We start from the raw sequence: 24,682 nt of genomic DNA on the forward strand, positions 1-24,682 counted from the left end.
CCCCCCGCCGGTCCTCGGACACCCTCTCTTCTTCTGTGCGGTGCTGTGTGGCGGCGTTCCCAGACAGAGAGCTATGTGACATAGTACTGCCGTGAGCAAGCGACTGACCTGCGATGTCGTGGTCGTCGGAGCCGGGATGGTGGGCGCGGCCTGCGCCCTGTACGCGGCCCGGGCGGGCCTCGACGTGATCATCGTGGACCGCGGTCCGGTGGCCGGCGGCACGACCGGGGCCGGTGAGGGCAACCTCCTCGTCTCCGACAAGGAGCCCGGCCCGGAACTGGACCTGGCCCTGCTGTCGGGGCGCCTGTGGGCGGAACTGGCCGAGGAGGTGGGGGAGGCCGTCGAGTACGAGGCCAAGGGTGGCGTGGTCGTCGCCTCGACGCCGGACGGGCTCGCCGAGCTCGAGCGGTTCGCCGGCACCCAGCGCGCCGCCGGGGTCGTCGCCGAAACCGTCGTAGGAGACGGACTGTACGACCTCGAACCGCACCTCGCCCCTGGTCTGCCCGGCGGGGTGCTGTATCCGCAGGACTGCCAGGTCATGCCCGCGCTGGCCGCCGCCCACCTGGTCCGTGCCTCGGGCGCACGGCTGTTCACCGGCCGGACCGTCACGGACGTACGGCTCACACCGGACGGCGCGGTGTGCGGCGTCCGCACGGACCGGGGCGACATCGATACCCCGGCGGTCGTCAACGCGGCCGGCACCTGGGGCGCCGAACTGGCCGCGCTCGCGGGAACCAGCCTCCCCGTCCTCCCGCGGCGCGGCTTCGTGCTGGTCACCGAACCCCTCCCGCGGATGGTCCGGCACAAGGTGTACGCCGCCGACTACGTGGCCGACGTGGCCAGCGACTCGGCCGCGCTCCAGACCTCGCCGGTCGTGGAAGGGACGGCCGCGGGGCCCGTGTTGATCGGCGCGAGCCGTGAACGGGTCGGCTTCGACCGGTCGTTCTCGCTGCCGGTCCTACGGGCCCTGGCGGCGGGTGCGACCCGGCTGTTCCCGTTCCTCACGGACGTCCGGGCGATGCGCGCCTACCTCGGATTCCGCCCGTACATGCCCGACCACCTCCCCGCGATCGGCCCCGACCCGCGCGTCCCCGGTCTGCACCACGCCTGCGGCCACGAGGGCGCGGGCATCGGACTGGCCACCGGTACCGGGCAGTTGATCGCCCAGGCGCTGACCGCGAGGACGCCCGAGCTGGACCTGACGCCGTTCCGTCCCGACCGCTTCCCCGCCCCCGTGGAGGAGACCGCGTGAGATCCCCGTTCGAACTGGCCGACGCCCGGCCGGGCCCGGCCTTCACGGTCACCCTCGACGGCCGCGAGATCGAGGCCCTGCCCGGGCAGACCGTCGCCGCCGCACTCTGGGCCGCCGGTGTCACCTCCTGGCGCACCACCCGCGCAGAGGGCCGGCCGCGTGGCGTCTTCTGTGGCATCGGCGTCTGCTTCGACTGCCTGGTGACCGTCAACGACCGCCCCAACCGGCGGGCCTGCCTCGTGCCGTTGCGGCCGGGCGACGCGATCCGTACGCAGGAGGGGACGGGCCACGATGACTGACCGGCCGCACCTCGCCGTGATCGGCGCGGGCCCCGCCGGACTCGCCGCCGCCGTCGCCGCCGCGTCCCGGGGCGTACACGTCACCTTGATCGACTCGGCCGCGGAAGCCGGCGGCCAGTTCTACCGTCGGCCCGCCGCGGGCCTCCGCGCTCGCCGCCCGCAGGCCCTGCACCACCAATGGCGCACCTGGGAGCGACTGAGGGACGGCCTGCGCGCCCACGTACAGGCGGTCCATGTACGGCACTTGACGGAGCATCACGTGTGGTTCGTCGAGCGGCGGGACGCCGGCTTCACCGTGCACGCCCTGCTCGGCCCCGAGCAGGAGCACCCCGCCGCGGTCCGCGCCGACGCCGTCCTCCTCGCCACCGGCGGCTACGAGAAGGTCCTCCCGTTCCCCGGCTGGACCCTCCCCGGCGTCGTCACAGCGGGCGGCGCCCAGGCCATGCTCAAGGGCACCCTCGCCGTGTCCGGACGCACCGCCGTGGTCGCCGGCACCGGCCCGCTGCTGCTCCCCGTCGCTACGGGGCTCGCCGCCGCCGGTGTGGAGGTGGCCGCGCTGATCGAGTCCGCCGACCCGAAGGACTTCGTGCGGCGGACCCGCGCCCTGGCGGCCCGGCCCGGCAAAGTCGCCGAAGGCGCCCGGTACGCGGCCCGGTTGGCCCGGCACCGGGTGCGCACCCTCGCCCGCCACACCGTCGTCGAGGCGCACGGCGCGCGGCGCCTGGAGGCGGTGACCGTCGCCGCGCTCGACGCCGACGGGCGGGTCAGGTCCGGGACCGAGCGCCGTATCGCCTGCGACACCCTCGCCGTCGGGCACGGCATGCTCCCGCACACCGACCTCGCCCAGACGCTGGGCTGCCGGCTCGACGGGACGGACGTGCACGTCGACGACGAGCAGCGCACCGACGTCCCCGGCGTCTGGGCCGCTGGCGAGACCACCGGCATCGGCGGCGCCGCCCTCTCCCTCGCCGAAGGCCACATCGCCGGCCGGTCGATCGCGGCACGTCTGCGCGGCATCGACCCCGACGCCCGCGAATGGGCCGCGGCCGCGAGGACCCGCACCCGGCTGCGCGCGTTCTTCGCCGCGCTCGACGCCGTGTACCTGCCGCCCGCCCACTGGACCGAGCAGATCACCGACGACACCGTCGTCTGTCGCTGCGAGGAGGTCACCGGGGGAGCGATCCGGGAGGCCGTCGACGAACTCGGCGCCGGGGACGTGCGGACCGTGAAACTGCTGACGCGGGCCGGGATGGGCTGGTGCCAGGGACGGATGTGCGGACCCGCGGTCGCGGGGCTCGCCGGGTGCGCGCTGACGCCGACGCTTCGGCCGTTCGCCGGACCCGTGCCCCTCGGTGTCCTGGCCGCCGAGCCCGAGGACGGCTGAGACACCAGTAAAATGTCACACCCTATTGATGAGACGGGATCCCAGATGACCAGCACCGAGAACACCGGCGGCCGCCCCTGGCGCGGCGTCCTCGTCGCCACCGCCCTCCCGCTGAACGACGACCTCTCCGTCAACCACGACCGGTTCGCCGAGCACTGCGTCTGGCTGGTCGAGAACGGCTGCGACGGAGTCGTACCGAACGGGTCCCTCGGCGAGTACCAGGTCCTCACGCCCGAGGAGCGGGCCAAGGTCGTCGAGACGGCCGTGGCGGCCATCGGCGGGGAGCGCGTGATGCCGGGTGTCGCCGCCTATGGCTCCGCCGAGGCCCGCCGCTGGGCCGAGCAGGCCAGGGACGCCGGCTGCGCCTCCGTGATGCTGCTGCCACCCAACGCCTACCGCGCCGACGAGCGGTCCGTGCTGGCCCACTACGCCGAGGTCGCGAAGGCGGGCCTGCCGGTCGTGGCGTACAACAACCCCATCGACACCAAGGTCGACCTGGTCCCGGAGCTGCTGGCCGAGCTGCACGCCGAGGGCCACATCCACGCGGTCAAGGAGTTCTCCGGCGACGTCCGCCGCGCGTACCGGATCGCCGAACTCGCCCCCGGGCTGGACCTGTTGATCGGCGCCGACGACGTTCTCCTGGAGCTGGCGATCGCCGGGGCCAAGGGCTGGGTGGCGGGCTATCCGAACGCGCTGCCCCGCGCGAGCGTGGAGCTCTACCGGGCGGCCGTCGCGGGCGACCTCGCCACCGCGAAGAAGCTCTACGAGCAGCTGCACCCGCTGCTGCGCTGGGACTCCAAGGTCGAGTTCGTCCAGTCCATCAAGCTGTCCATGGACATCGTCGGCCGGCACGGCGGCCCCGTCCGTCCGCCGCGCGTCCCGCTGCTGCCCGAGCAGGAGGCCGCGGTGCGCGCGGCCACCGAGCGGGCGGTCGCCGCCGGACTCGCCTGACCGTCCCGTCGGATCCCCCAGGTTCACCAGGAGCGTCATGCGCAGCAAACTCGTCCTGCACGCCGTCGACTCGCACACCGAGGGCATGCCCACCCGCGTGATCACCGGCGGCATCGGCACGATCCCCGGCGCGACCATGAACGAGCGGCGGCTGTACTTCCGCGAGCACCGCGACGACATCAAGCAGCTCCTGATGAACGAACCCCGCGGCCACGCGGCGATGAGCGGCGCCGTCCTCCAGCCGCCCACCCGCCCGGACTGCGACTGGGGCGTCATCTACATCGAGGTCTCCGGCTATCTGCCGATGTGCGGACACGGCACCATCGGGGTGGCCACCGTGCTGGTGGAGACCGGCATGGTCGAGGTCGTCGAGCCGGTCACCACCATCCGGCTCGACACCCCGGCGGGACTCGTCGTCGCCGAGGTCGAGGTCGAGGACGGCGCCGCGAAGACGGTCACGCTCAGGAACGTGCCGTCCTTCTCCGTGGGCCTCGACCGCAAGATCACACTCGCCGACGGGCGCACGGTGACATATGACCTGGCATACGGCGGCAACTTCTACGCCATCCTGCCGCTGGAGGAGTTCGGGCTGCCCTTCGACCGCTCCCGCAAGGACGACATCCTCCAGGCCGGCCTCGCCCTCATGGAAGCGATCAACGCCGAGGAGGAGCCCGTCCACCCGGAGGACCCCTCGATCCGCGGCTGTCACCACGTCCACCTGTACGCCCCCGGCGCCACCGCCCGGCACTCCCGGCACGCGATGGCGATCCACCCCGGCTGGTTCGACCGCTCACCCTGCGGAACCGGCACCAGCGCGCGCATGGCGCAGCTCCACGCGCGCGGCGAACTCCCCCTGGACACCGAGTTCGTGAACGAGTCCTTCATCGGGACGCAGTTCACCGGCCGCCTCCTCGGCACCACCGAGGTCGCCGGCATCCCCGCCGTCCTGCCCAGCTTCACCGGCCGGGCCTGGATCACGGGCACCGCCCAGTACCTGCTCGACCCGACCGACCCCTTCCCGGCCGGGTTCGTCCTCTAGGCGTTCCCCGGCGGCCGTCCTCGGCGTCCTGTCAGGTCCACCGGGAGGTCGATAATGACGATGTCACGTGACATTGCACCACTAGGAGACCGCCCTCATGGCTGCCCAGCGCACCAGCGCCCCCACCCCTGCCACCGCCCCGGACCTGCCCGTTCTCGGCGGCAAGAAGAGCAGCTACCGGGAACGGGTCGCCGACGCCCTGCGGGCCGCACTGGTCGCCGGTGAACTGCTGCCCGGCGAGGTGTACTCGGCGCCGACCCTCGCCGCCCGCTTCGGTGTCTCGGCGACCCCGGTGCGCGAGGCGATGCTGGACCTGGCCAAGGAGGGCCTGGTCGACACCGTCCCCAACAAGGGCTTCCGAGTCACCGCCGTCTCCGACAGACAGCTCGACGAGTACACCCACATCCGTGCGCTCATCGAGATCCCCACGGTGACGGAGCTGGCCAGGACCGCCGACCCGGTCTCGCTGGAGGCGCTGCGCCCGGCGGCCCGGGAGATCGTGCAGGCCGCGGCGGCCGGGGACCTCGTGGCGTACGTCGAGGCCGACACCCGCTTCCACCTGGGCCTGCTCGCCCTCGCCGGCAACGCCCATCTCGTCGATGTCGTCGGTGATCTCCGCAAGCGGTCCCGTCTCTACGGGCTCACCGCACTGGTCGAGGCGGGCCGGCTGCTGGCCTCCGCCGAGGAGCACCTCGAACTCATCGACGCACTGATCGCACGCGACGAGCAGGCGACGCGCGCGGTGATGACACGCCACCTCGGTCACGTCCGCGGTCTGTGGGCGGCCAAGTAGCGGCCTTCCGGAGCCACCGGAAACCACGCAAGCCCGATCCATCAGAACGCAAGCCGCTTGCATTTCTTGCGCTATTCTTGCGCGCATGACGCGACGACTTGCCGAGGTGGCGAAGAAGGTCGGGGTCAGTGAGGCCACGGTCAGCCGGGTGCTCAACGGCAAGCCCGGAGTCTCCGAGACCACCCGGCAGGCGGTGCTGAGCGCCCTGGACGTGCTCGGCTACGAGCGGCCCACACAGCTGCGCGGGGAGCGAGCACGGCTCGTCGGCCTCGTGCTGCCCGAGCTGCAGAACCCGATCTTCCCGGCGTTCGCCGAGGTCATCGGCGGCGCGCTGGCCCAGCTCGGCCTGACCCCGGTGCTGTGCACGCAGACCAAGGGCGGCGTCTCCGAGGCGGACTACGTGGCGCTGCTCCTCCAGCAGCAGGTCTCCGGCGTCGTCTTCGCCGGAGGGCTGTACGCCCAGGCCGACGCCCCGCACGACCACTACCGGCTGCTCGCCGACCGCAACATCCCCGTCGTCCTCGTCAACGCGTCCATCGCCGACCTCGGCTTTCCGGGGGTGTCCTGCGACGACACGGTCGCCGTCGAGCAGGCCTGGCGCCATCTCGCCTCGCTGGGTCATGAGCGCATCGGGCTGGTGCTGGGACCCGACGACCATGTGCCGTCGGCGCGCAAGCTCGCCGCGGCCCGCGCGTTGGGGGAGCTGCCCGACGAGCATGTGGCCCGGGCCATGTTCTCCATCGAGGGCGGTCACGCCGCCGCCTCCCGGCTGATCGACCGGGGGGTCACCGGGATCATCTGCGCCAGCGACCCGCTCGCCCTCGGCGCGGTCCGGGCCGCCCGCCGCAAGGGACTTGGAGTGCCCGCGCAGGTGTCGGTCGTCGGCTACGACGACTCCGCGTTCATGAACTGCACGGAACCCCCGCTGACCACGGTCCGCCAGCCCATCGAGGCCATGGGACGGGCAGCGGTGGAACTGCTGAACACACAGATCGGCGGCGGTTCCGTGACCCCGGAGGAGCTGCTCTTCGAGCCGGAACTGGTGGTGCGGGGTTCCACGGCCCAAGCGCCTCGCAGCTGAGATCCATCCCGCTGTCGAATAATTACAGATTCTGCGCGGCATCTTGCGGACAGATGTCGCCGGTGCTTGAGTGTGCGGCGCCAGCACGGCGGGCTCGCTCCGCCCGTCGCCGTGCCCTCCTTGCTCATGCCCAGAGGGGTCCACCGATGAGAAGCACCGGGTTCCGCCGTACGTTCGTCGCGCTCAGCATCTGCTCCCTCGTCCTCACCGCCTCCGCCTGCGGGTCGGACGACGACTCGGGGAGCGGCAAGACCCGCATCACGGTCAACTGCATGCCGCCCAAGAGCGCCAAGGTCGACCGGGCGTTCTTCGAGGAGGACGTCGCCGCCTTCGAGAAGCAGAACCCGGACATCGACGTCGTCGCCCACGACGCCTTCCCCTGCCAGGACCCGAAGACCTTCGACGCCAAACTCGCCGGCGGACAGATGGAGGACGTCTTCTACACGTACTTCACCGACGCCAAGCACGTCGTCGACATCAAGCAGGCCGCTGATCTGACGCCGTACGTCAAGGAGTTGAAGAGCTACGGCACCATCCAGCAGCAGCTGAGGGACGTGTACACGGTCGACGGCAAGGTGTACGGAATCCCGCGCACCGGCTACTCCATGGGCTTGATCTACAACCGCGCCCTCTTCGAGAAGGCCGGCCTCGACCCCGACCGGCCCCCGGCCGGCTGGGACGAACTCCGGGCCGCCGCGAAGAAGATCGCCGCCCTCGGCGACGGCACCGTCGGCTACGCCGACTACAGCGCCCAGAACCAGGGCGGTTGGCACTTCACCGCCGAGCTGTACTCCCAGGGCGGCGACGTGGTGAGCGAGGACGGCAAGAAGGCCACCGTCGACACCCCCGAGGGCCGGGCCGTCCTCCAGAACCTGCACGACATGCGCTGGACCGACGACTCGATGGGCAGCAAGCAGCTCCTCGTCATCAACGACGTCCAGCAGATGATGGGTTCGGGCAAGCTCGGCATGTATCTCTCCGCGCCCGACAACATCCCGATCCTGGTGAAGGAGAAGGGCGGCGCGTACCAGGACCTCGCCCTCGCCCCCACGCCCGGCGGACAGGGCACGCTCATCGGCGGCGACGGCTACATGTTCAGCAAGAAGGCGAGCCCCGCCCAGATCCGCGCCGGACTGAAGTGGCTCGACCACATGTTCCTCACCCCCGGAGACGGCTTCCTCGGCGACTACGCCCGCGCCAAGAAGAGCGACGCCCCGGTCGGCCTCCCCGAACCGCGTCTGTTCACCGGCGCCGCCGACGCCAAGGACCAGCAGGTCAAGAAGGCCAACGCCAATGTCCCGGTGGAGAACTACCAGGCCTTCCTCGACGGCAACCAGGACCTCGACATGAAGATCGAGCCACCGCACGCCCAGCAGATCTACTCCGTCCTCGACGGTGCCGTCTCCGCCGTCCTCACCAAGAAGGACGCCGACATCGACGGGCTCCTGAAGGACGCCTCCGCGAAGATCGACGGCATCCTGGCCCGGGGCTGACCCCGATGACCAGGACGGCCCATCGACGACCGGTCGAGACGATCCCCGTACGACCGGTCAAGGCGCCGCCCCCGGCAGGGGACCGGAGGCGGCGCCGCCTCACCGACCAGCTCCGCGCCCACGCCTTCCTCCTCGGCGGCCTCCTGTGCTTCGCCGTCTTCTCCTGGTACCCGGCGCTCCGCGCCATCGTGATCGCCTTCCAGAAGTACACGCCGGGCTCGTCACCCGAGTGGGTCGGCACCGACAACTTCAGCCGCGTGTGGCACGACCCGGAGTTCACGGCGGCCTGGCGCAACACCCTCACCTTCACCGCGCTGGCCCTGCTCATCGGCTTCGCGATCCCCTTCGTCCTGGCCCTGCTGCTCAACGAGTTGCGGCACGCGAAGGCGTTCTTCCGCGTCGTGGTCTATCTGCCCGTGATGATCCCGCCGGTGGTCAGCGCCCTGCTGTGGAAATGGTTCTACGACCCCGGGACCGGCCTCGCCAACGAGGCGCTGCGGTTCCTGCACCTGCCCACCTCGAACTGGTCCAACGGCGCCGACACCGCGCTCATCTCCCTGGTCATCGTGGCCACTTGGGCCAACATGGGCGGCACCGTCCTGATCTACCTGGCCGCGCTCCAGTCCATCCCCGGCGAGCTGTACGAAGCCGCCGAGCTGGACGGCGCGAGCCTCCTGCAGCGCATCCGCCACGTGACGGTTCCCCAGACCCGCTTCGTCATCCTCATGCTGATGCTCCTTCAGATCATCGCGACGATGCAGGTCTTCACCGAACCGTTCGTCATCACCGGCGGCGGCCCCGAGAACGCCACCGTCACCGTCCTCTACCTGATCTACAAGTACGCCTTCCTCTACAACGACTTCGGCGGCGCCTGCGCGCTGAGCGTCATGCTCCTGGTCCTGCTCGGGGCCTTCTCCGCCGGATATCTGCGCCTGACCCGCTCCGGAGAGGAGGACGCCGCGTGAGCACCCGCACCCTCGTCTCCCCGGCGACCCTGGCCCGCCCCCGCGGCAGGGCCCTGTACTGGACCGCCTTCACGGGCGTCGTCCTGCTCTTCACGCTCGCGTTCCTCTTCCCCGTCTACTGGATGGTCACCGGCGCGGTGAAGTCCCCCGACGAGGTGGCGCGGACACCGCCCACCCTCCTCCCGGAGCGGTGGCACCCGGACGGCTACCGCGACGCCTGGGACCTGATGCAACTGCCCCAGCACCTGTGGAACACGGTGGTCCAGGCGGCCGGCGCCTGGGCGTTCCAGCTGGTCCTGTGCACGGCCGCCGCCTACGCGCTGTCCAGGCTGAACCCCGTCTTCGGCAAGGTGATCCTCGGCGGCATCCTGGCCACCCTCATGGTCCCGGCGCAGGCCCTGGTGGTGCCGAAATACCTGACCGTGGCCGACCTGGGCCTGCTCAACGACCCGCTCGCCATCTGGCTCCCGGCCGTCGCCAACGCCTTCAACCTCTACCTTCTCAAGCGGTTCTTCGACCAGATCCCGCGCGACGTCCTGGAGGCCGCCGAGATCGACGGCGCCGGAAAGCTGCGCGTCCTGTGGTCGATCGTGCTGCCGATGTCCCGGCCGGTCCTCGGGGTGGTGTCGATCTTCGCGCTCGTCGCCGTCTGGCAGGACTTCCTGTGGCCGCTGATGGTCTTCTCCGACACCGACAAACAGCCCATCAGCGTGGCACTCGTCCAGCTGTCCCAGAACATCCAGCTGACCGTGCTCATCGCCGCGATGGTGATCGCCAGCATCCCCATGGTCGCCCTGTTCCTGGTCTTCCAGCGGCACATCATCGCCGGGATCAGCGCGGGCAGCACCAAGGGCTGACGCCGACACCCCGTCTACAGAAAGGGAAGCCCCGTGGGACAGCCCACCCATGCGCCGACGGAGTGGTGGCGCTCCGCCGTCATCTACCAGGTCTACGTCCGCAGCTTCGCGGACGGCGACGGCGACGGCACCGGTGACCTCGCCGGCGTCCGCGCCAGGCTGCCGTACCTCGCCGAACTCGGCGTGGACGCCCTGTGGTTCAGCCCCTGGTACCTGTCCCCGATGAAGGACGGCGGCTACGACGTCGCCGACTACCGCGCGATCGACCCGGCCTTCGGCACCCTCGCCGAGGCGGAAAAACTGATCGCCGAGGCCCGCGAACTGGGCATCCGCGTCATCGTCGACATCGTCCCCAACCACGTCTCCGACCAGCACGCCTGGTTCCGTGCCGCCCTGGCCGACGGACCCGGACGCGAGCTGTTCCACTTCCGGCGCGGGCGCGGTCAGGACGGCGAACTCCCGCCCAACGACTGGCAGTCACAGTTCGGCGGACCGGCCTGGAGCCGCCTCGACGACGGCGACTGGTATCTGCATCTCTTCGCCCCCGAACAGCCCGACCTCAACTGGGCCCACCCCGCCGTCCGTCAGGAGCACGAGGACATCCTGCGCTTCTGGTTCGAGCGGGGCGTCGCCGGCGTCCGCATCGACTCGGCGGCCCTCCTGGTCAAGGACCCGCGTCTGCCGGACTTCGTCGAGGGACGGGACCCGCACCCGTACGTCGACCGGGACGAACTCCACGACGTCTACCGCTCCTGGCGGGCGATCGCCGACGAGTACGACGGCATCTTCGTGGGCGAGGTCTGGCTCCCCGACACCGAACGCTTCGCCCGCTATCTGCGCCCCGACGAACTGCACACGGCCTTCAACTTCTCCTTCATGACCTGCCCCTGGGACGCGCGGCGACTGCGCCGGTCCATCGACGAGACGCTCGCCGAGCACGCCCCGGTGGGGGCGCCCGCGACCTGGGTCCTGTGCAACCACGACGTCACGCGGACGGTGACGCGCTACGGCCGTACGGACACCGGCTTCGACTTCGCCACCAAGGCCTTCGGCACCCCGACCGACCTCACCCTGGGCACCCGGCGCGCCCGTGCCGCCGCCCTGCTGTCGCTGGCGCTGCCCGGGGCGGTCTACGTGTACCAGGGGGAGGAGCTGGGGCTGCCCGAGGCGGAGGTTCCCGTCGACCGCATACAAGATCCGATGTACTTCCGGTCGGGCGGCGTCGATCCGGGGCGCGACGGATGCCGGGTGCCGCTGCCGTGGACGGCCGAGGCGCCGCACGCGGGGTTCGGTTCGCGGGAGACGCCGTGGCTGCCGCAGCCGGTCGACTGGACATCGTATGCGGTCGACCGACAGCAGGATGATCCCTCCTCCATGCTCGCCCTCTACCGCGAGGCGATCCGCCTGCGCCCCGCACTCGGCGACGGCCCGCTCGCCTGGCTCCCGGCACCCGAGGGCGTCCTCGCCTTCAGCCGGGGCGCCACCGCCCTGTGCGTGGTGAACCTGGCCGACGCTTCCGCCGAGCTGCCCGCCCACACCGAACTGCTCCTCGCCAGCGGTCCACTGCACACGGACGGCAGGCTGCCGAGGGACACCGCGGTCTGGCTCCGCGCCTGAGCCCGGCCGCACGTACCCCGCTATCCCCTTGCACCCCCACTCCGAAGGGATCAGCACATGCAGAGAACTGTCAGGGGCATGCCAGCAGCTGTGGTGGTGGCCCTCGCCGCCGGACTGCTCACCGCCACCGCCCCCACCGCGCACGCGGCCGCCGGTGCCACTCTTCCGTTCACCTCGGTCGAGGCGGAGTCCGCGACCACGACCGGCTCGAAGATCGGCCCGGACTACACACAGGGCACGCTCGCCTCGGAGGCATCGGGACGCCAGGCCGTCAGGATCACCTCCGGGCAGCGTGTGGAGTTCACCGTGCCGAGCGCGGCCAACGCGGTGAACCTCGCCTACAGCGTCCCGGACGGCCAGTCGGGCACGCTCGACGTGTACGTCAACGGCACCCGGATCTCCCGGACGCTCGCCGTCACCTCCAAGTACTCCTACGTCGACACCCCCTGGATCCCGGGCGCCAAGACCCACCACTTCTACGACAACGCCCGCCTGGTGCTCGGCCAGAACGTCCAGGCAGGCGACAAGGTCGCCTTCCAGTCCACGGGCACCCAAGTGACCGTGGACGTGGCCGACTTCGAGCAGGTCGCCGCGGCCGCCGCACAGCCCGCCGGGTCCGTGTCCGTCGTCTCCAAGGGCGCCGACCCGAGCGGCAACGGCGACTCCACACAGGCTTTCCGGGACGCCATCGCGTCCGCCCAAGGGGGAGTCGTCTGGATCCCGCCGGGCGAGTACCGGCTGACCTCCTCGCTCAGCGGCGTCCAGAACGTCACCCTGCAAGGCGCGGGCAGCTGGCACTCGGTCGTGCACACCTCCCGCTTCATCGACCAGACCAGCTCGTCCGGCAGCGTGCACATCAAGAACTTCGCCGTCATCGGCGAGGTCACCGAGCGCGTCGACTCCAACCCCGACAACTTCGTCAACGGATCACTGGGCCCGAACTCCAGCGTCTCCGGCATGTGGCTCCAGCACCTCAAGGTCGGCCTCTGGCTGCTGGGCAACAACGACAACCTCGTCGTCGAGAACAACCGCTTCCTCGACATGACGGCCGACGGCCTCAACCTCAACGGCAACGCCCGAGGCATCCGCGTCCGCAACAACTTCCTGCGCAACCAGGGCGACGACGCGCTCGCCATGTGGTCCCTGTACGCCCCGGACACCGACAGCAGCTTCGAGAACAACACCATCAGCCAGCCGAACCTGGCCAACGGAATCGCGATCTACGGCGGCACCGACATCGCCGTGAGGAACAACCTGATCTCCGACACCAACGCCCTCGGCAGCGGCATCGCGATCTCCAACCAGAAGTTCCTCGACCCCTTCCACCCGCTGTCCGGCACCATCACGGTCGACGGCAACACACTGGTGCGCACCGGTGCGATGAACCCCAACTGGAACCATCCGATGGGCGCGTTGCGCGTCGACTCCTACGACAGCGCCATCAACGCGACCATCAACATCACCAACACGACCATCGCCGACAGCCCGTACAGCGCCTTCGAGTTCGTGTCCGGCGGCGGACAGGGGTACCCGGTCCGGGGTGTCACCGTGGACGGTGCCACCGTGCGCAACACGGGGACGGTCGTGGTGCAGGCGGAGGCCCAGGGCGCGGCCACCTTCCGCAACGTCACGGCGACGGGCATCGGGGCCGCCGGCCTCTACAACTGCCCCTATCCGGCGAGCTCCGGGACCTTCAGCCTCACCGACGGCGGCGGCAACTCCGGCTGGAGCAGCACCTGGTCGGACTGCTCGACCTGGCCGCAGCCCGGCCAGGGCAACCCGGACCCCGATCCGACCCGTAACCTCGCCAAGGGCCGGCCGGCCACCGCGACCGGGTCGCAGGACGTCTACACGCCGGGCAAGGCGGTCGACGGCGACGCCAACAGCTACTGGGAGTCGACCAACAACGCCTTCCCGCAGTCCTGGACCGTCGACCTGGGCTCCACACAGGCCGTACGGCGCCTGGTGCTGAAGCTGCCGCCCTCCGCCGCGTGGGGCGCGCGTACGCAGACCGTCACGGTGCTGGGCAGCACCGATGGCTCGGCCTACACCACGGTCCTGGGGTCCGCGGGCTACCGCTTCGACCCCGCCACCGGCAACACGGCCACCATCTCCCTGCCCGGCGGTACGAGCCTTCGCTACCTGCGCCTGTCCGTGAGCGCCAACACGGGTTGGCCCGCAGGGCAGTTCAGTGAGGTGGAGGTGTATCCGACTTCGTGAGCGTGTCCTGCGGGACCCCGCGCTTCGCCGCCTGGATCTGCTCGTACACATGGGTCCGGAGCTCGGCGAAGCGCGGGGCCACCCGTGTGTGCAACTGGTCGCGCTCGTCCGGGAGATCGACCTTCAGCTGCTCCTGTACGACGGTGGGGGAGGCGGACAGCACGATCACCCGCTCGCCCAGGTACACCGCCTCGTCGATGTCGTGGGTGACGAACAGGATGGTGATGCCGCGCTCCCGCCACAGCCGCCGTACCAGGTCCTCCAGATCGGCGCGGGTCTGGGCGTCGACGGCCGCGAACGGCTCGTCCATCAGCAGCACTTCGGGCTCGTACGCCAGCGCGCGAGCGATCGCCACCCGCTGCTGCATCCCGCCGGACAGTTGCCAGGGATACGCCCCGGCGGCGTCCGCGAGTCCCACCGACTCCAGCGCGTCGGCGACCAGCTCCCGGCGCCGCGCCTTGCTCAAGTCCTTCTGTTTCAGAGGGAGTTCGACGTTCTCGCCGACCCGCTTCCAGGGGAACAGGCTGCGCCCGTACTCCTGGAACACGAACGCCATGCCGGGCGGCGGGCCGTTCACCTTCCGGCCCGCCAGCAGGACTTCGCCGCCGGTCGGCGTGAGGAGGCCGCCCATGCACTTCAGCAGCGTCGTCTTGCCGCAGCCCGACGGGCCGACCAGGCAGACGAGTTCGCCCGCCTCGACGGTGAAGGTGAGGTCGCGCACCGCCTCCACGCGGCGCCCGGACCCCTCGTAGACCTTCTGCAGGCCGCGTATGTCGAGCATGGACCGCCCTTTCGTGAGCGTCACGGGGACCGCCGGGCCGAGGCCCGCAGACCGTGGTACCAGCCGAGGACCCGCCGCTCGACCAGCTGGAAGACGACGGAGAGCACAAATCCGAGCAGACCGAGGACGAGGATGCCGGTCCACATCTCGGGAACCGCGAAACTGCGCTGGAACTGCACGACGGTGAAGCCGAGGCCGTCGCTGGCCGCGAACATCTCGCTGATGACCATGAGGATGATGCCGATCGACAGGGCCTGCCGCAGCCCCGCGAAGATCTGCGGACTCGCCGAGCGCAGCACCACGTCCTTGAGGCGGGCGATGCCCGTGATGCCGTACGAGCGGGCCGTCTCCGCCATCACGGAGTCCACCGCGCGCACCCCCTCGACCGTGTTGAGGAGGACCGGCCAGACACAGCCGCTGGCGATCACGACGATCTTCATCGTGTGGTCGATGCCCGCGAACAGCATGATGACCGGGACGAGGACCGGCGGCGGCACCGCCCGCAGGAACTCCAGGACCGGCTCGCACACCGCCCGCACCCGCCGGTAGGAGCCGATGACCACGCCGACGCCGATCCCCACGACGGCGGCCACGGCATACCCGGCCGAAAGCCGCAGCACGCTGGGCAGCACGTCGTCCTTGAACCGTTCGCCCGTCCATACGTCCGGGAAGGTTTGCAGAATGGTCCGCAGGGGCGGCCAGAACACGTCGGTACTGCTGTCGGACGCGAACCACCAGATCGTGAACAGCAGCGCCGGCAGCGCGAGCACGAAGAACAGCCGCAGCAGAACGCCCTTCACACCGCCACCTCCCCGCGCACCGACTGATGCCATGCCAGCGCCCGCCGCTCCACGGTACGCGCGCCCACGTTGATGAGGAGCCCCAGCACACCGGTCACCACGATCAGCGCGTACATCTCCGGCACCGCCTGGGAGTTCTGCGCGACCGCGATGCGGGCGCCCAACCCCGGTGCGCCGATGACGAGTTCGGCGGTGATGGCGAGGATCAGGGCGACGGCCGCGGCCAGCCGGATGCCGGTCATGACGTACGGCAGCGCGGTCGGCCACAGGACGTGCCGGACCCGCGCCCAGGGTCCGAGACCGTAGGAGCGTGCCGTCTCCTCGGCGACCGGGTCGACGTCCTGGACGCCGTACAGGACCTGGATGAGCACCTGCCAGAACGAGGCGTACACGACGAGCAGCAGCACCGAGCGCAGTTCGGTGCCGTACATCAGCACCGCGAGGGGGATCAGGGCGACCGAGGGGATCGGGCGCAGGAACTCGATCGTGGAGGCCGTGGCCTCGCGCAGATACGGCACCACCGCGATGGCGACGCCGAGGACGATGCCCGCCGTCGAGGCGATGGCCAGGCCCAGCGCCCAGCCGGTGAGGGTGTCGCCGAGCGCCGTCCAGAAGGTGTCGTCGGAGAGCTCGGTGCCGAGGGCGTCGGCGATGCGGCTGGTCGGCGGGAAGTAGGCCTCCTTGACGAGACCGAGCCGCGGCACCGCCTCGCCCAGGGCGAGGAAGGCCGCGAGTCCGGCGGCGCCGAGCGCGGTGTTGAGTCCCCTCACGGCAGCAGCTTGTCCAGGTCGGGTGCCGTCTTGAAGAGGCCGTCGTCCTGGCCGAGCTTCTGCAGCGCGTCGAGGGAGGCCCGGTCCGGGTCGGCCGGCCATGCGGGCAGAGTCACCTTCGCCAGTACGGCCGCCGGGATCTTCGTGTACGTGGTGACGACCTGGCGGGCCTCGTCCGGGTGGGCGTCGGCGTAGGCGAGCGACTCGGCGAGGGCGGTCCGGAACTTCTTCACGACGGCCGCGTTCTGCTGTTCGTACGACGTGGACGTGAAGTACATCGCCACGGTGAGGTGGGGGGCGACGTCCACGAGGGGTGAGGCGATCTCCCGGGCGCCCTGGCTCTTGACGGTCGCGAGGGCCGGTTCGACCACCATGGCCGCGTCGATCTGCCCGCTGTCGAGGGCGGCCGGCATCTGGTCGAAGGCGAGCTCGACGAACTTCACCTTGTCCGGGTCGCCGCCCGCCTTGCGCACCGACTCGCGCACCGCGGTCTCGTTGATGTTCTTCAGGGTGTTGATGGCGACCTTCCTGCCCTCCAGCTGGTCGGCCGACTTGACCGGGCTGTCGCCCTTCACGGTGAGGGCACCGAAGTCCTTGCCCTGTACGCCCGTTGAGGCGATGCCGTTGGAAACGACCTTCACCGGCACGTTGTTGGACTGGGCGACCATCAGCGAGGTCGAGTTGGAGAAGCCGAACTGGTACTGGCCGCTGGCGACGGCCGGCACGATCGCCGCACCGCCCTGTGCGAGCGATACCTCCAGCTCCAGACCCTGCTTCTTGAAGAACCCCTTCTCCTGCCCCAGATAGAGCGGGGCGACGTCGACGATGGGGATCACACCGACCTTGACCTTGGTGGTGCCTCCGGACGACGACTTGTCCGACCCCGTACCGTCCCCGGACGAGCCACAGGCCGACACGGTGACCAGGAATGCTCCGGCCGCTAGAGCGGCGAGCAGACGACGCATGGCTCCTCCTGCACAGACTTCATTGTTCCGACAGGGTGTGCGCACAGCGCACAATGGTGCACAGTGCGAAAGGTAGAGGTTTTCCTTCTCTGCGGTCAACGCCTTTGGCTGACAATATTGTTGACAGTTGTTGAGGTGGAGGCGACGATGCCTGCAGCAGCCCGCGCCCCGCACTTCGTCCGCTCCTTCGAGCGGGGCCTCGCCGTGATCCGCGCTTTCGACGCGGAACACCCGGTCCTGACGCTCGCCGAGGTCGCGCGCACCTGCGGACTGACCCGCGCGGCGGCCCGGAGATTCCTGCTCACACTCGCCGACCTGGGGTACGTGCACGCCGACGGCCGGGCGTTCCGGCTCACGCCGCGCGTGCTGGAACTCGGCTACTCCTACCTCGCGGGCTTCTCGCTGGCGCAGATCGCCGAACCGCATCTGGAGCAACTGGTCGACCGCTCAAGGGAGTCGTCGTCCCTGTGCGTCCTCGACGGCGACGACATCGTGTATGTCGCCCGGGTGCCGGCCCGCCGCATCATGACGGCCGCGATCACCGTCGGGACACGCTTCCCGGCGTACGTCACATCGGTGGGCCGGGTGATCCTCGCCCATCTGCCGGACGCGGAACGGGAGTCGTGGCTGGCGCGGGCCGAACTCCGCTCCCTGACACCGCGCACGATCACCGACGCGGACCTCCTGCGCGCCGAGCTCGACAAGGTCCGGGCGCGCGGGTACGCCGTCGTCGACCAGGAGTTGGAGGAGGGGCTGCGCTCGGTCGCCGCCCCGGTGCGGGACCGGGGCGGCGAGGTGGTGGCGGCGGTGAACATCCCGGTGCACGCCAGCCGCAACACCGTGGCGTCGGTCCGCCGTGATCTGCTGCCGCATCTGCTGGACACGGTCGCCGCGATCGAGCGGGACCTGCGGATGGCTACAGGTCGAGGACGAGCCGCTTGCCCCGACACCGGGACACACAGATCATCATCGTCTCCCCGGCCTCCCGCTCCGCGTCCGTGAGCACCGAGTCCCGGTGGTCCGGGGCACCTTCGAGGACATCGGTCTCGCACGTCCCGCAGGTGCCCTCGGTGCAGGAGAAGAGCACCTCAAGCCCGGCGCCGCGCACGGCGTCCAGCACGGAGACGTCCGCAGGTACGGTCACCGTCCGGCCGCTCTGCGCCAGCTCCACCTCGAACTCGGTGTTCTCGCCGGTCTCCTGCTCCTTCGGCGTGAACCGCTCCAGGCGCAGCACCCCGGCCGGGCAGCGCGCCTCCACCGCGTCCAGCAGGGGACCCGGGCCGCAGCAGTAGACGAGCGTGCCCTCGGGTACGTCGTCGAGCACCGACGCCAGGTCGAGCAGGCCGGTCTCGTCCTGCGGCGCCACGGTGACCCGGTCGCCGTAGCGGCTCAACTCCTCGGTGAAGGCGATGGAGTCGCGGGTGCGCCCGCCGTACAGCAGGGTCCACTCGGCGCCCCGGGACTCCGCTTCCGCCAGCATCGGCAGGATGGGCGTGATGCCGATGCCGCCCGCGATGAACCGGTAGCGGGGCGCGGGCTCGAGGGCGAAGTGATTGCGGGGTCCGCGCACCCGCACCTTGTCACCCTGCCTCAACTGCTCGTGCACATGGGCGGATCCGCCGCGCCCGTCCGGCTCGCGCAGTACGGCGATCCGCCATTCGGTGCGGTCGGCCGGGTCGCCGCACAGGGAGTACTGGCGTTCCAGGCCGGGGCCGAGCACGACGTCGATGTGGCCGCCGGGCTCCCAGGCCGGGAGCTCCTCGCCGAGGGGGTGGCGCAGCGTGAGGGCGAGCACGCCGTCGGCCGCGGACTCCCTGCGACCGACGACGAGTTCGGCTTCGTACACGTCACTCATGAGGTGTTTCCTCGCGGCTGGTGTCCTTGCGGGTGGGCGAGCATCCACTCCCACATCTCGATCGGGTCCTGCGAGGTGTGCTCGCGGCCGCAGTGACAGGTGCCGTGCAGCACGTCCGTGCCGGGCAGCCAGTCGATGCGGTAGATCTCTCCGGTCGGAGTGCTCACTGGACCTTCTCCACGGGCTTGGCGCCCTCCTCGACGAGCCGGGCGAGGATACGGCGGGCGGCCAGGCCGCCGGTGTCGATGTTGATGCTCAGCTCCTGGTACCCCGTCCGCTCGCTGCCGAGCGTCTTCTGCAGCAGGTTGAGCGCGTCCACGTCCTGCATGACGACGGTGTGGTTGTTCTTCCGCAGGAACTCGGTGACCTCGTCGTCCTCGGTCGCCCAGTCGCGCGAGACCATCCAGAAGTCGTACACCTTGCCGTCCGAGGACGGCGTGATCGCGTACGTCACCTCGGTGTGGAAGCCGTTCGGGTCGCTGCCGTCCGCCTCGGGCACCACACCGACGGGGGCGACGCGGCTGTGGAGCAGATACAGGCAGGGCGCGCTGTACTCGATGTCCTGCCAGCGGGTGATCCGGCCTTCTATGCCGGTGGACTTGGCGTAGAACGGCGGGCACTCGGCATCGTCCATGTGCCGGCTGACCCGCACGATCCCCGCGCCCTCGTCGACCTCGGTCGTGATCGGCGTCTCGGCGACCTCGGGGGTCCCGATGTAGCCGCCGTGCAGATACGTCTCGTGGGAGAGGTCGAGGAGGTTGTCGACGAGGAGCCCGTAGTCGGCGTCGATGGGCTCCATGCCGCGCACGGTCGTCCAGCCGGGGGAGTCCAGGTGCCTGGCGCGCGGGATGGTGTCGGGGTCGGCGAGGGCCGGGTCGCCGATCCACACCCAGATCAGGGAGTCCAGCTCGGCGATCGGGTACGAGGCGACGCGCGCGGTGCGCGGGACGCGCTTCTGCCCCGGCACATACACACACGTGCCCGTCGTGTCGTACGTGAACCCGTGGTACCCGCACACGATCCGGTCACCGTCGAGCCGGCTCGGCTTCTCGTGCAGCGGGAACCGGCGGTGCACACACCGGTCGGCCAGCGCGACGGGCGTGCCCTCCTCCTCGGTCCGGTAGAACACGAGCGGCTCACCGAGGATCGTCCGGCCGAGGAGTTCCTCCCGGCCCACCTCGTGGCTGTAGGCGGCGACGTACCACTGATTCCTGGCAAAAGCGGTCATGTGCGGCATGGCAGTTCCCGTCCCTGTCGGCGAGGCGCCGTCGCCCCGCGTGCCGTGGTTGGACCCAGGTTCGTGAGGTGTGCGGGGGCTCGGCAAGGCGGCTTCTGCCAGGCGGAAGACGTTCCGTGAAAAGGCAGGTCAGGTGGGAGGCGGCACGCGACTCGGCCGCCCGGCCCCACGCGGGGTACGGCCGAGCGGCAGCACCGCGCCCCCGTCCCCGGGTCCCCGGCCCGCCACCCCTCCCGTACCGCTGACTTTCACACGAGCGCCACCGCACCCTTCCCTGACGTTTGGTGCTCTTGGAACACTCGCACCGCGCGCATTCCGTCATGTTCCGGCCATCCGCACCCCTGGATGAGAGGCAGTACCCACCCATGCCCGAAGTCAACCGGCGCAGGTTCCTTCAACTCGCGGGCGCCACCTCGGCGTTCACCGCGCTGTCGAGCAGCATCCAGCGCGCCGCCGCGCTCCCGGCGAACCATCGCACGGGGTCGATCGAGGACGTGGAGCACATCGTCGTCCTGATGCAGGAGAACCGCTCCTTCGACCACTACTTCGGCGCCTTGCGGGGCGTTCGCGGTTTCGGCGACCCGCGCCCGGTGCGGCACGACAACGGCAAACCGATCTGGCACCAGTCCGACGGCACCAAGGACGTCCTGCCCTTCCACCCGGAAGCCGACGACCTGGGCATGCAGTTCCTGGAGGGCCTGCCACACGGCTGGACCGACGGCCACCAGGCCTACAACGGGGGCAAGTACGACAAGTGGGTGCCGGCGAAGGGCACCACCACGATGGCCTATCTGACCCGTGAGGACATCCCTTTCCACTACGCCCTCGCCGACGCCTTCACCGTCTGCGACGCCTACCACTGCTCGTTCATCGGCTCGACCGACCCGAACCGCTACTACATGTGGACGGGATACACCGGCAACGACGGCACCGGCGGCGGCCCGGTCCTGGGCAACGACGAGGCCGGCTACGGCTGGACGACCTACCCCGAGCGTCTGGAGCGGGCCGGCGTCTCGTGGAAGATCTACCAGGACATCGGCGACGGCCTGGACGCGGCGGGCTCCTGGGGCTGGATCGCGGACGCCTACCGGGGCAACTACGGCGACAACTCGCTGCTGTACTTCGACAAGTACCGCCAGGCCCAGCCCGGCGACCCCTGGTACGACAAGGCCCGCACCGGCACCGACGTCAAGAACGGCGACGGCTACTTCGACCGGCTGAAGGCCGACGTCAAGGCCGGCACGCTGCCCCAGATCTCCTGGATCGCCGCCCCGGAGGCGTTCTCCGAGCACTCCAACTGGCCCTCCAACTACGGCGCCTGGTACATCGCGCAGGTCCTCGACGCCCTCACCTCCAACCCGGAGGTCTGGTCGAAGACGGCCCTGTTCATCACCTTCGACGAGAACGACGGCTTCTTCGACCACGTGGTGCCGCCGCTCCCGCCGAAGTCCCCGGCGCAGGGCAAGTCGACCGTCGACGTCTCGCCCGACCTCTACCCCGGAGACGCCAACCGCCCGGCGGGCCCCTACGGCCTCGGCCCCCGGGTCCCGATGCTGGTCGTCTCGCCGTGGAGCAAGGGCGGCTACGTCAACTCCGAGACCCTGGACCACACCTCGATCCTGCGGTTCATGGAGCGCCGCTTCGGCGTCAGGGAAACCAACATCTCGCCCTGGCGCCGGGCCATATGCGGCGACCTCACCTCGGCCTTCGACTTCTCCCGCAAGGACAGCCGCCCCGCCGCGCTGCCGGAGACGGACGAGTACGAGCCGCAGGACCGTGAGCGCCACCCCGACTACCGGCCGACGCCGCCCGCCGATCCGGACATGCCCCGGCAGGAGCGCGGTCTGCGCCCGTCCCGCCCCCTCAAATATGCCCCGCACGTGGACGCTTCCGTGGACGCGGCGGCCGGCAAGGTCACGCTGACGTTCGCCTCCGGCGCCAAGGCCGGTGCCGCCTTCCACGTCACCTCCGGCAACCGCACCGACGGCCCGTGGACCTACACCACGGAGGCCGGCAAGACGATCGCGGACACCTGGAACTCGGCGTACTCCGGCGGCTCGTACGACCTGACCGTGCACGGCCCGAACGGCTTCGTGCGCTCCTTCAAGGGCGCGAACAAGGCGGCCGGACCCGAGATCACCGCACGGCACACCGGTGACGACATCGAGCTGACCTTCACCAACAAGGGCGCCAAGGCGGCCCGGCTCAAGGTCACCAGCGGTTACGGCGGCCGCGTCCGCACCATCACCGTGCGGCCCGGCACCACCGTCCGGCACTGCGTCGACCTCGCGGCGAGTCGGCGCTGGTACGACCTGACCGTCACGTCCGACTCCGACCCGGCGTTCCTGCGGAGGTTTGCCGGGCACGTCGAGAACGGGCGGCCCGGGGTGAGCGACCCGGCGATCATCACCGTGTAGGCCGGACCCGTCCGGGTCAGAGCGAGGTGAGGTGCCCCGGGTCGGGCTGCCGGGGCATCAGCATCGACTCGGGCGGCACCTTCGCGGCTTCCAGCGCCAGGACGGCCGCGACGGGGTGCTCGGCATCGGAGACCGTGATGGCGTCGTCGAGCGGCTGATCCGCCGCGACCACCTCGTCGTAGGCCTGATCCACCGCCACCACGTCCGGCGCCACCCGGCTCAGCAGCACCACACCCCACGCCGAGAGACCCGCCCCGGCCAGTGCGAGGAGGATGCCCGTCGCGCCGCCCTGGAGGCGTTCGCCCAGCAATGACAGTCCGATGAGCGCGGCCGCCACCGGATTGGCCAGGGTCACCACCGCCAGCGGCGCGCCGAGGCCGCCCCGGTAGGCGACCTGGGACAGCAGCAGACCGCCCGCCGCGAACGCCGCCACGAGCAGCGCGACGCCGATGACCTGCACGCTCAGCACGGAGTCCGAGCGGTCGGTCGCGGCCACCGTCACGGTCTGGGTGAGCGCCGAGGCGACCCCGGAGGCGAAGCCCGACGCGGACGCGTGGCGCAGGCCGGGACGGGTGCCCCGGCGCGTCAGCAGGCCGATCGCCGCGGCCGTCACACCGGCGACCGCCAGCGCCTCCGGCATGCTCAGCACGTCGTCGGGCGCCGGACCGGACGCCGTGACGAGGATCGCGGCCAGCCCGATCAGGGTGTACGCCGTACCCCGCCACTCCGTCGCGCTGACCCGGCGCCCGGCGACCCGCGCGCCCATGGGCACCGCGGCGACCAGGGTGAGCGCGCCGAGCGGCTGGACCACCGTCAGCGGGCCGTACTTCAGGGCCACCACGTGCAGCAGCGCGGCGGAGGCGTTGAGGGCGACGGACCACCACCAGGCGCCCGAGCCGAGCAGCCGCAGCATCCCCGAACCGGGGTTGCGGGAGGCCAGCCGCTCCTGGGCGACGGCGGCGCCCGCGTAGGCGACGGCCGAGAACAGGGACAGGATGACGGCGAGGGCGGTGGCGCTCATCGGCCCGCTCCGACCAGGACGTTCTCCTCGACCGGTGCCACAGTCTCCTGAATTTCCCCGGGCTGCCCCGCGGTCGTCGTCGTGCGCCGGGGCAGCCGGATCACCGCGAGCGCGATGCCGAGCATGGCCGCCGCCACGATCGCGTCGAGCCAGTAGTGGTTGGCGGTCCCGACGATCACCGTCAGTGTCAGCAGCGGATGCAGCAGCCACAGCCAGCGCCGGCGGGACCGGGTGGCCACGATCAGTCCGATCGCCACCATCAGGGCCCAGCCGAAGTGCAGCGAGGGCATCGCCGCGAACTGGTTCGACAGATGGTCGGTCTGCGGCGGGCCGTACACCGACGGTCCGTACAGCCGCGCGGTGTCCACCAGGCCCGTCGCGGCGAGCATGCGCGGCGGGGCGAGCGGGAAGACGAGGTGCACCACGAGTGCGGCACCGGTGACGGCGGCCAGTACCCGGCGGGCCCAGACGTAGTGCGCCGGCCGGCGCAGATAGAGCCAGACCAGGAAGGCCGCGGTGGCCGGGAAGTGGATCGTGGCGTAGTAGGTGTTGGCGATGTGCACGAGAGTGTCGCCGTGCAGCAGCAGATTCTGTACGTCGCCCTCGCCGGGCAGGTGGACGGCGCGTTCCAGGTCCCACACGCGGCGGGCGTTGCGGAACGCTTCGCCGGTGTGTCCGCTCGCCAGCTGACGGCCGAACTTGTAGACGAGGAAGAGTCCTGCGACAAGCAGGAGCTCACGGACGAGTGGCGGCCGCGTTATGGCGCGGGTCTCCGCTTCTGCAGGCTCGGTGCGGGCATTCATCCCCCGGCCCCTTCGCTGACGGTGGTGCGGGCTGAGCTGGAGACTCGTCTGGTGCGGCGAACTCATCGCGCTCATCGATACG

23 protein-coding genes are annotated in these 24,682 nt (G+C 70.6%); 14 read left to right on the top strand and 9 right to left on the bottom strand.

Annotation, left to right across the window (positions count from 1 at the left end):
* Nucleotides 1-91 precede the first annotated feature (91 nt).
* From OG381_RS38810 to OG381_RS38865, 12 genes are all read left to right on the top strand, one after another.
* On the top strand, nt 92-1,252 hold the full coding sequence (locus tag OG381_RS38810) for an NAD(P)/FAD-dependent oxidoreductase (protein WP_327720644.1): 1,161 nt from the start codon (nt 92-94) through the stop codon (nt 1,250-1,252).
* Nucleotides 1,249-1,551: a (2Fe-2S)-binding protein gene (locus tag OG381_RS38815; RefSeq protein ID WP_327720645.1), complete on the top strand. Its 303-nt coding sequence runs from the start codon at nt 1,249-1,251 to the stop codon at nt 1,549-1,551. The genes OG381_RS38810 and OG381_RS38815 overlap by 4 nt, the downstream gene beginning before the upstream one ends.
* Nucleotides 1,544-2,935, top strand: a complete 1,392-nt coding sequence (locus OG381_RS38820; RefSeq protein WP_327720646.1) for an NAD(P)/FAD-dependent oxidoreductase — start codon at nt 1,544-1,546, stop codon at nt 2,933-2,935. Before OG381_RS38815 ends, OG381_RS38820 begins: the two co-directional genes overlap by 8 nt.
* 45 nt (nt 2,936-2,980) lie before the next feature.
* Nucleotides 2,981-3,886 (top strand): dihydrodipicolinate synthase family protein, encoded by a 906-nt coding sequence (locus tag OG381_RS38825; RefSeq protein WP_327720647.1) that lies wholly within the window; start codon nt 2,981-2,983, stop codon nt 3,884-3,886.
* A gap of 37 nt (nt 3,887-3,923) precedes the next feature.
* Nucleotides 3,924-4,925 carry a proline racemase family protein gene (locus OG381_RS38830; protein WP_327720648.1) on the top strand — a complete coding sequence of 334 codons (1,002 nt, stop codon included), beginning with the start codon at nt 3,924-3,926 and terminating at the stop codon, nt 4,923-4,925.
* Between the two features lie 97 nt (nt 4,926-5,022).
* Nucleotides 5,023-5,718: a GntR family transcriptional regulator gene (locus tag OG381_RS38835; RefSeq protein WP_327720649.1), complete on the top strand. Its 696-nt coding sequence runs from the start codon at nt 5,023-5,025 to the stop codon at nt 5,716-5,718.
* A gap of 85 nt (nt 5,719-5,803) precedes the next feature.
* The gene (locus OG381_RS38840; protein WP_327720650.1) at nt 5,804-6,799 is read left to right on the top strand and encodes a LacI family DNA-binding transcriptional regulator; all 996 of its coding nucleotides are present in this window, start codon (nt 5,804-5,806) and stop codon (nt 6,797-6,799) included.
* A gap of 146 nt (nt 6,800-6,945) precedes the next feature.
* Nucleotides 6,946-8,292, top strand: coding sequence for an ABC transporter substrate-binding protein (locus OG381_RS38845; protein WP_327720651.1), 1,347 nt, complete (start codon nt 6,946-6,948; stop codon nt 8,290-8,292).
* Nucleotides 8,293-8,297: 5 nt separating this feature from the next.
* Nucleotides 8,298-9,257 carry a carbohydrate ABC transporter permease gene (locus OG381_RS38850; RefSeq protein ID WP_327720652.1) on the top strand — a complete coding sequence of 320 codons (960 nt, stop codon included), beginning with the start codon at nt 8,298-8,300 and terminating at the stop codon, nt 9,255-9,257.
* On the top strand, nt 9,254-10,114 hold the full coding sequence (locus OG381_RS38855; RefSeq protein WP_327720653.1) for a carbohydrate ABC transporter permease: 861 nt from the start codon (nt 9,254-9,256) through the stop codon (nt 10,112-10,114). Before OG381_RS38850 ends, OG381_RS38855 begins: the two co-directional genes overlap by 4 nt.
* Before the next feature lie 33 nt (nt 10,115-10,147).
* On the top strand, nt 10,148-11,731 hold the full coding sequence (locus tag OG381_RS38860) for a glycoside hydrolase family 13 protein (RefSeq protein ID WP_327720654.1): 1,584 nt from the start codon (nt 10,148-10,150) through the stop codon (nt 11,729-11,731).
* Nucleotides 11,732-11,809: 78 nt separating this feature from the next.
* Nucleotides 11,810-13,951 (top strand): discoidin domain-containing protein, encoded by a 2,142-nt coding sequence (locus OG381_RS38865; RefSeq protein WP_327720655.1) that lies wholly within the window; start codon nt 11,810-11,812, stop codon nt 13,949-13,951.
* Here OG381_RS38865 and OG381_RS38870 read toward each other — a convergent pair.
* From OG381_RS38870 to OG381_RS38885, 4 genes are read right to left on the bottom strand one after another with little or no spacing between them, the layout of a single operon-like run.
* Nucleotides 13,920-14,732, bottom strand: a complete 813-nt coding sequence (locus OG381_RS38870; protein ID WP_327720656.1) for an ABC transporter ATP-binding protein — start codon at nt 14,730-14,732, stop codon at nt 13,920-13,922. The two genes, OG381_RS38865 and OG381_RS38870, sit on opposite strands and share 32 nt — an antisense overlap.
* Nucleotides 14,733-14,752: 20 nt before the next feature.
* A complete protein-coding gene (locus OG381_RS38875; RefSeq protein ID WP_443061968.1) occupies nt 14,753-15,565 on the bottom strand; it encodes an ABC transporter permease in 813 nt (270 codons plus the stop codon).
* The gene (locus OG381_RS38880; RefSeq protein ID WP_327720658.1) at nt 15,529-16,302 is read right to left on the bottom strand and encodes an ABC transporter permease; all 774 of its coding nucleotides are present in this window, start codon (nt 16,300-16,302) and stop codon (nt 15,529-15,531) included. Before OG381_RS38880 ends, OG381_RS38875 begins: the two co-directional genes overlap by 37 nt.
* Nucleotides 16,299-17,267: an ABC transporter substrate-binding protein gene (locus OG381_RS38885; RefSeq protein ID WP_327720659.1), complete on the bottom strand. Its 969-nt coding sequence runs from the start codon at nt 17,265-17,267 to the stop codon at nt 16,299-16,301. The genes OG381_RS38880 and OG381_RS38885 overlap by 4 nt, the downstream gene beginning before the upstream one ends.
* 147 nt (nt 17,268-17,414) lie before the next feature.
* Here OG381_RS38885 and OG381_RS38890 point away from each other — a divergent pair, with 147 nt between their 5' ends.
* On the top strand, nt 17,415-18,269 hold the full coding sequence (locus OG381_RS38890) for an IclR family transcriptional regulator domain-containing protein (protein WP_327720660.1): 855 nt from the start codon (nt 17,415-17,417) through the stop codon (nt 18,267-18,269).
* On the opposite strand, the gene OG381_RS38895 is transcribed toward OG381_RS38890, so the two are convergent.
* Genes OG381_RS38895 through OG381_RS38905 form a run of 3 tightly spaced genes read right to left on the bottom strand, consistent with a single transcriptional unit; the run spans nt 18,184 to nt 20,359 of the window.
* Nucleotides 18,184-19,122, bottom strand: a complete 939-nt coding sequence (locus tag OG381_RS38895; RefSeq protein WP_327720661.1) for a PDR/VanB family oxidoreductase — start codon at nt 19,120-19,122, stop codon at nt 18,184-18,186. The two genes, OG381_RS38890 and OG381_RS38895, sit on opposite strands and share 86 nt — an antisense overlap.
* Nucleotides 19,119-19,289 (bottom strand): hypothetical protein, encoded by a 171-nt coding sequence (locus OG381_RS38900; protein WP_327720662.1) that lies wholly within the window; start codon nt 19,287-19,289, stop codon nt 19,119-19,121. The genes OG381_RS38895 and OG381_RS38900 overlap by 4 nt, the downstream gene beginning before the upstream one ends.
* Complete coding sequence (locus OG381_RS38905) at nt 19,286-20,359, bottom strand: aromatic ring-hydroxylating dioxygenase subunit alpha (RefSeq protein WP_307023644.1); 1,074 nt, start codon at nt 20,357-20,359, stop codon at nt 19,286-19,288. Before OG381_RS38905 ends, OG381_RS38900 begins: the two co-directional genes overlap by 4 nt.
* A gap of 365 nt (nt 20,360-20,724) precedes the next feature.
* Between OG381_RS38905 and OG381_RS38910 the strand changes: the two genes are divergently transcribed.
* Nucleotides 20,725-22,776: a phosphocholine-specific phospholipase C gene (locus tag OG381_RS38910; RefSeq protein WP_327720663.1), complete on the top strand. Its 2,052-nt coding sequence runs from the start codon at nt 20,725-20,727 to the stop codon at nt 22,774-22,776.
* Nucleotides 22,777-22,792: 16 nt separating this feature from the next.
* Here OG381_RS38910 and OG381_RS38915 read toward each other — a convergent pair whose 3' ends face one another.
* Nucleotides 22,793-23,797, bottom strand: a complete 1,005-nt coding sequence (locus OG381_RS38915) for a hypothetical protein (protein WP_327720664.1) — start codon at nt 23,795-23,797, stop codon at nt 22,793-22,795.
* The gene (locus OG381_RS38920) at nt 23,794-24,600 is read right to left on the bottom strand and encodes a phosphatase PAP2 family protein (protein ID WP_327720665.1); all 807 of its coding nucleotides are present in this window, start codon (nt 24,598-24,600) and stop codon (nt 23,794-23,796) included. The genes OG381_RS38915 and OG381_RS38920 overlap by 4 nt, the downstream gene beginning before the upstream one ends.
* Nucleotides 24,601-24,682 lie beyond the last annotated feature (82 nt).

Source organism: Streptomyces sp. NBC_00490 (genome assembly GCF_036013645.1).
GTDB classification, from domain to species: domain Bacteria; phylum Actinomycetota; class Actinomycetes; order Streptomycetales; family Streptomycetaceae; genus Streptomyces; species Streptomyces canus_F.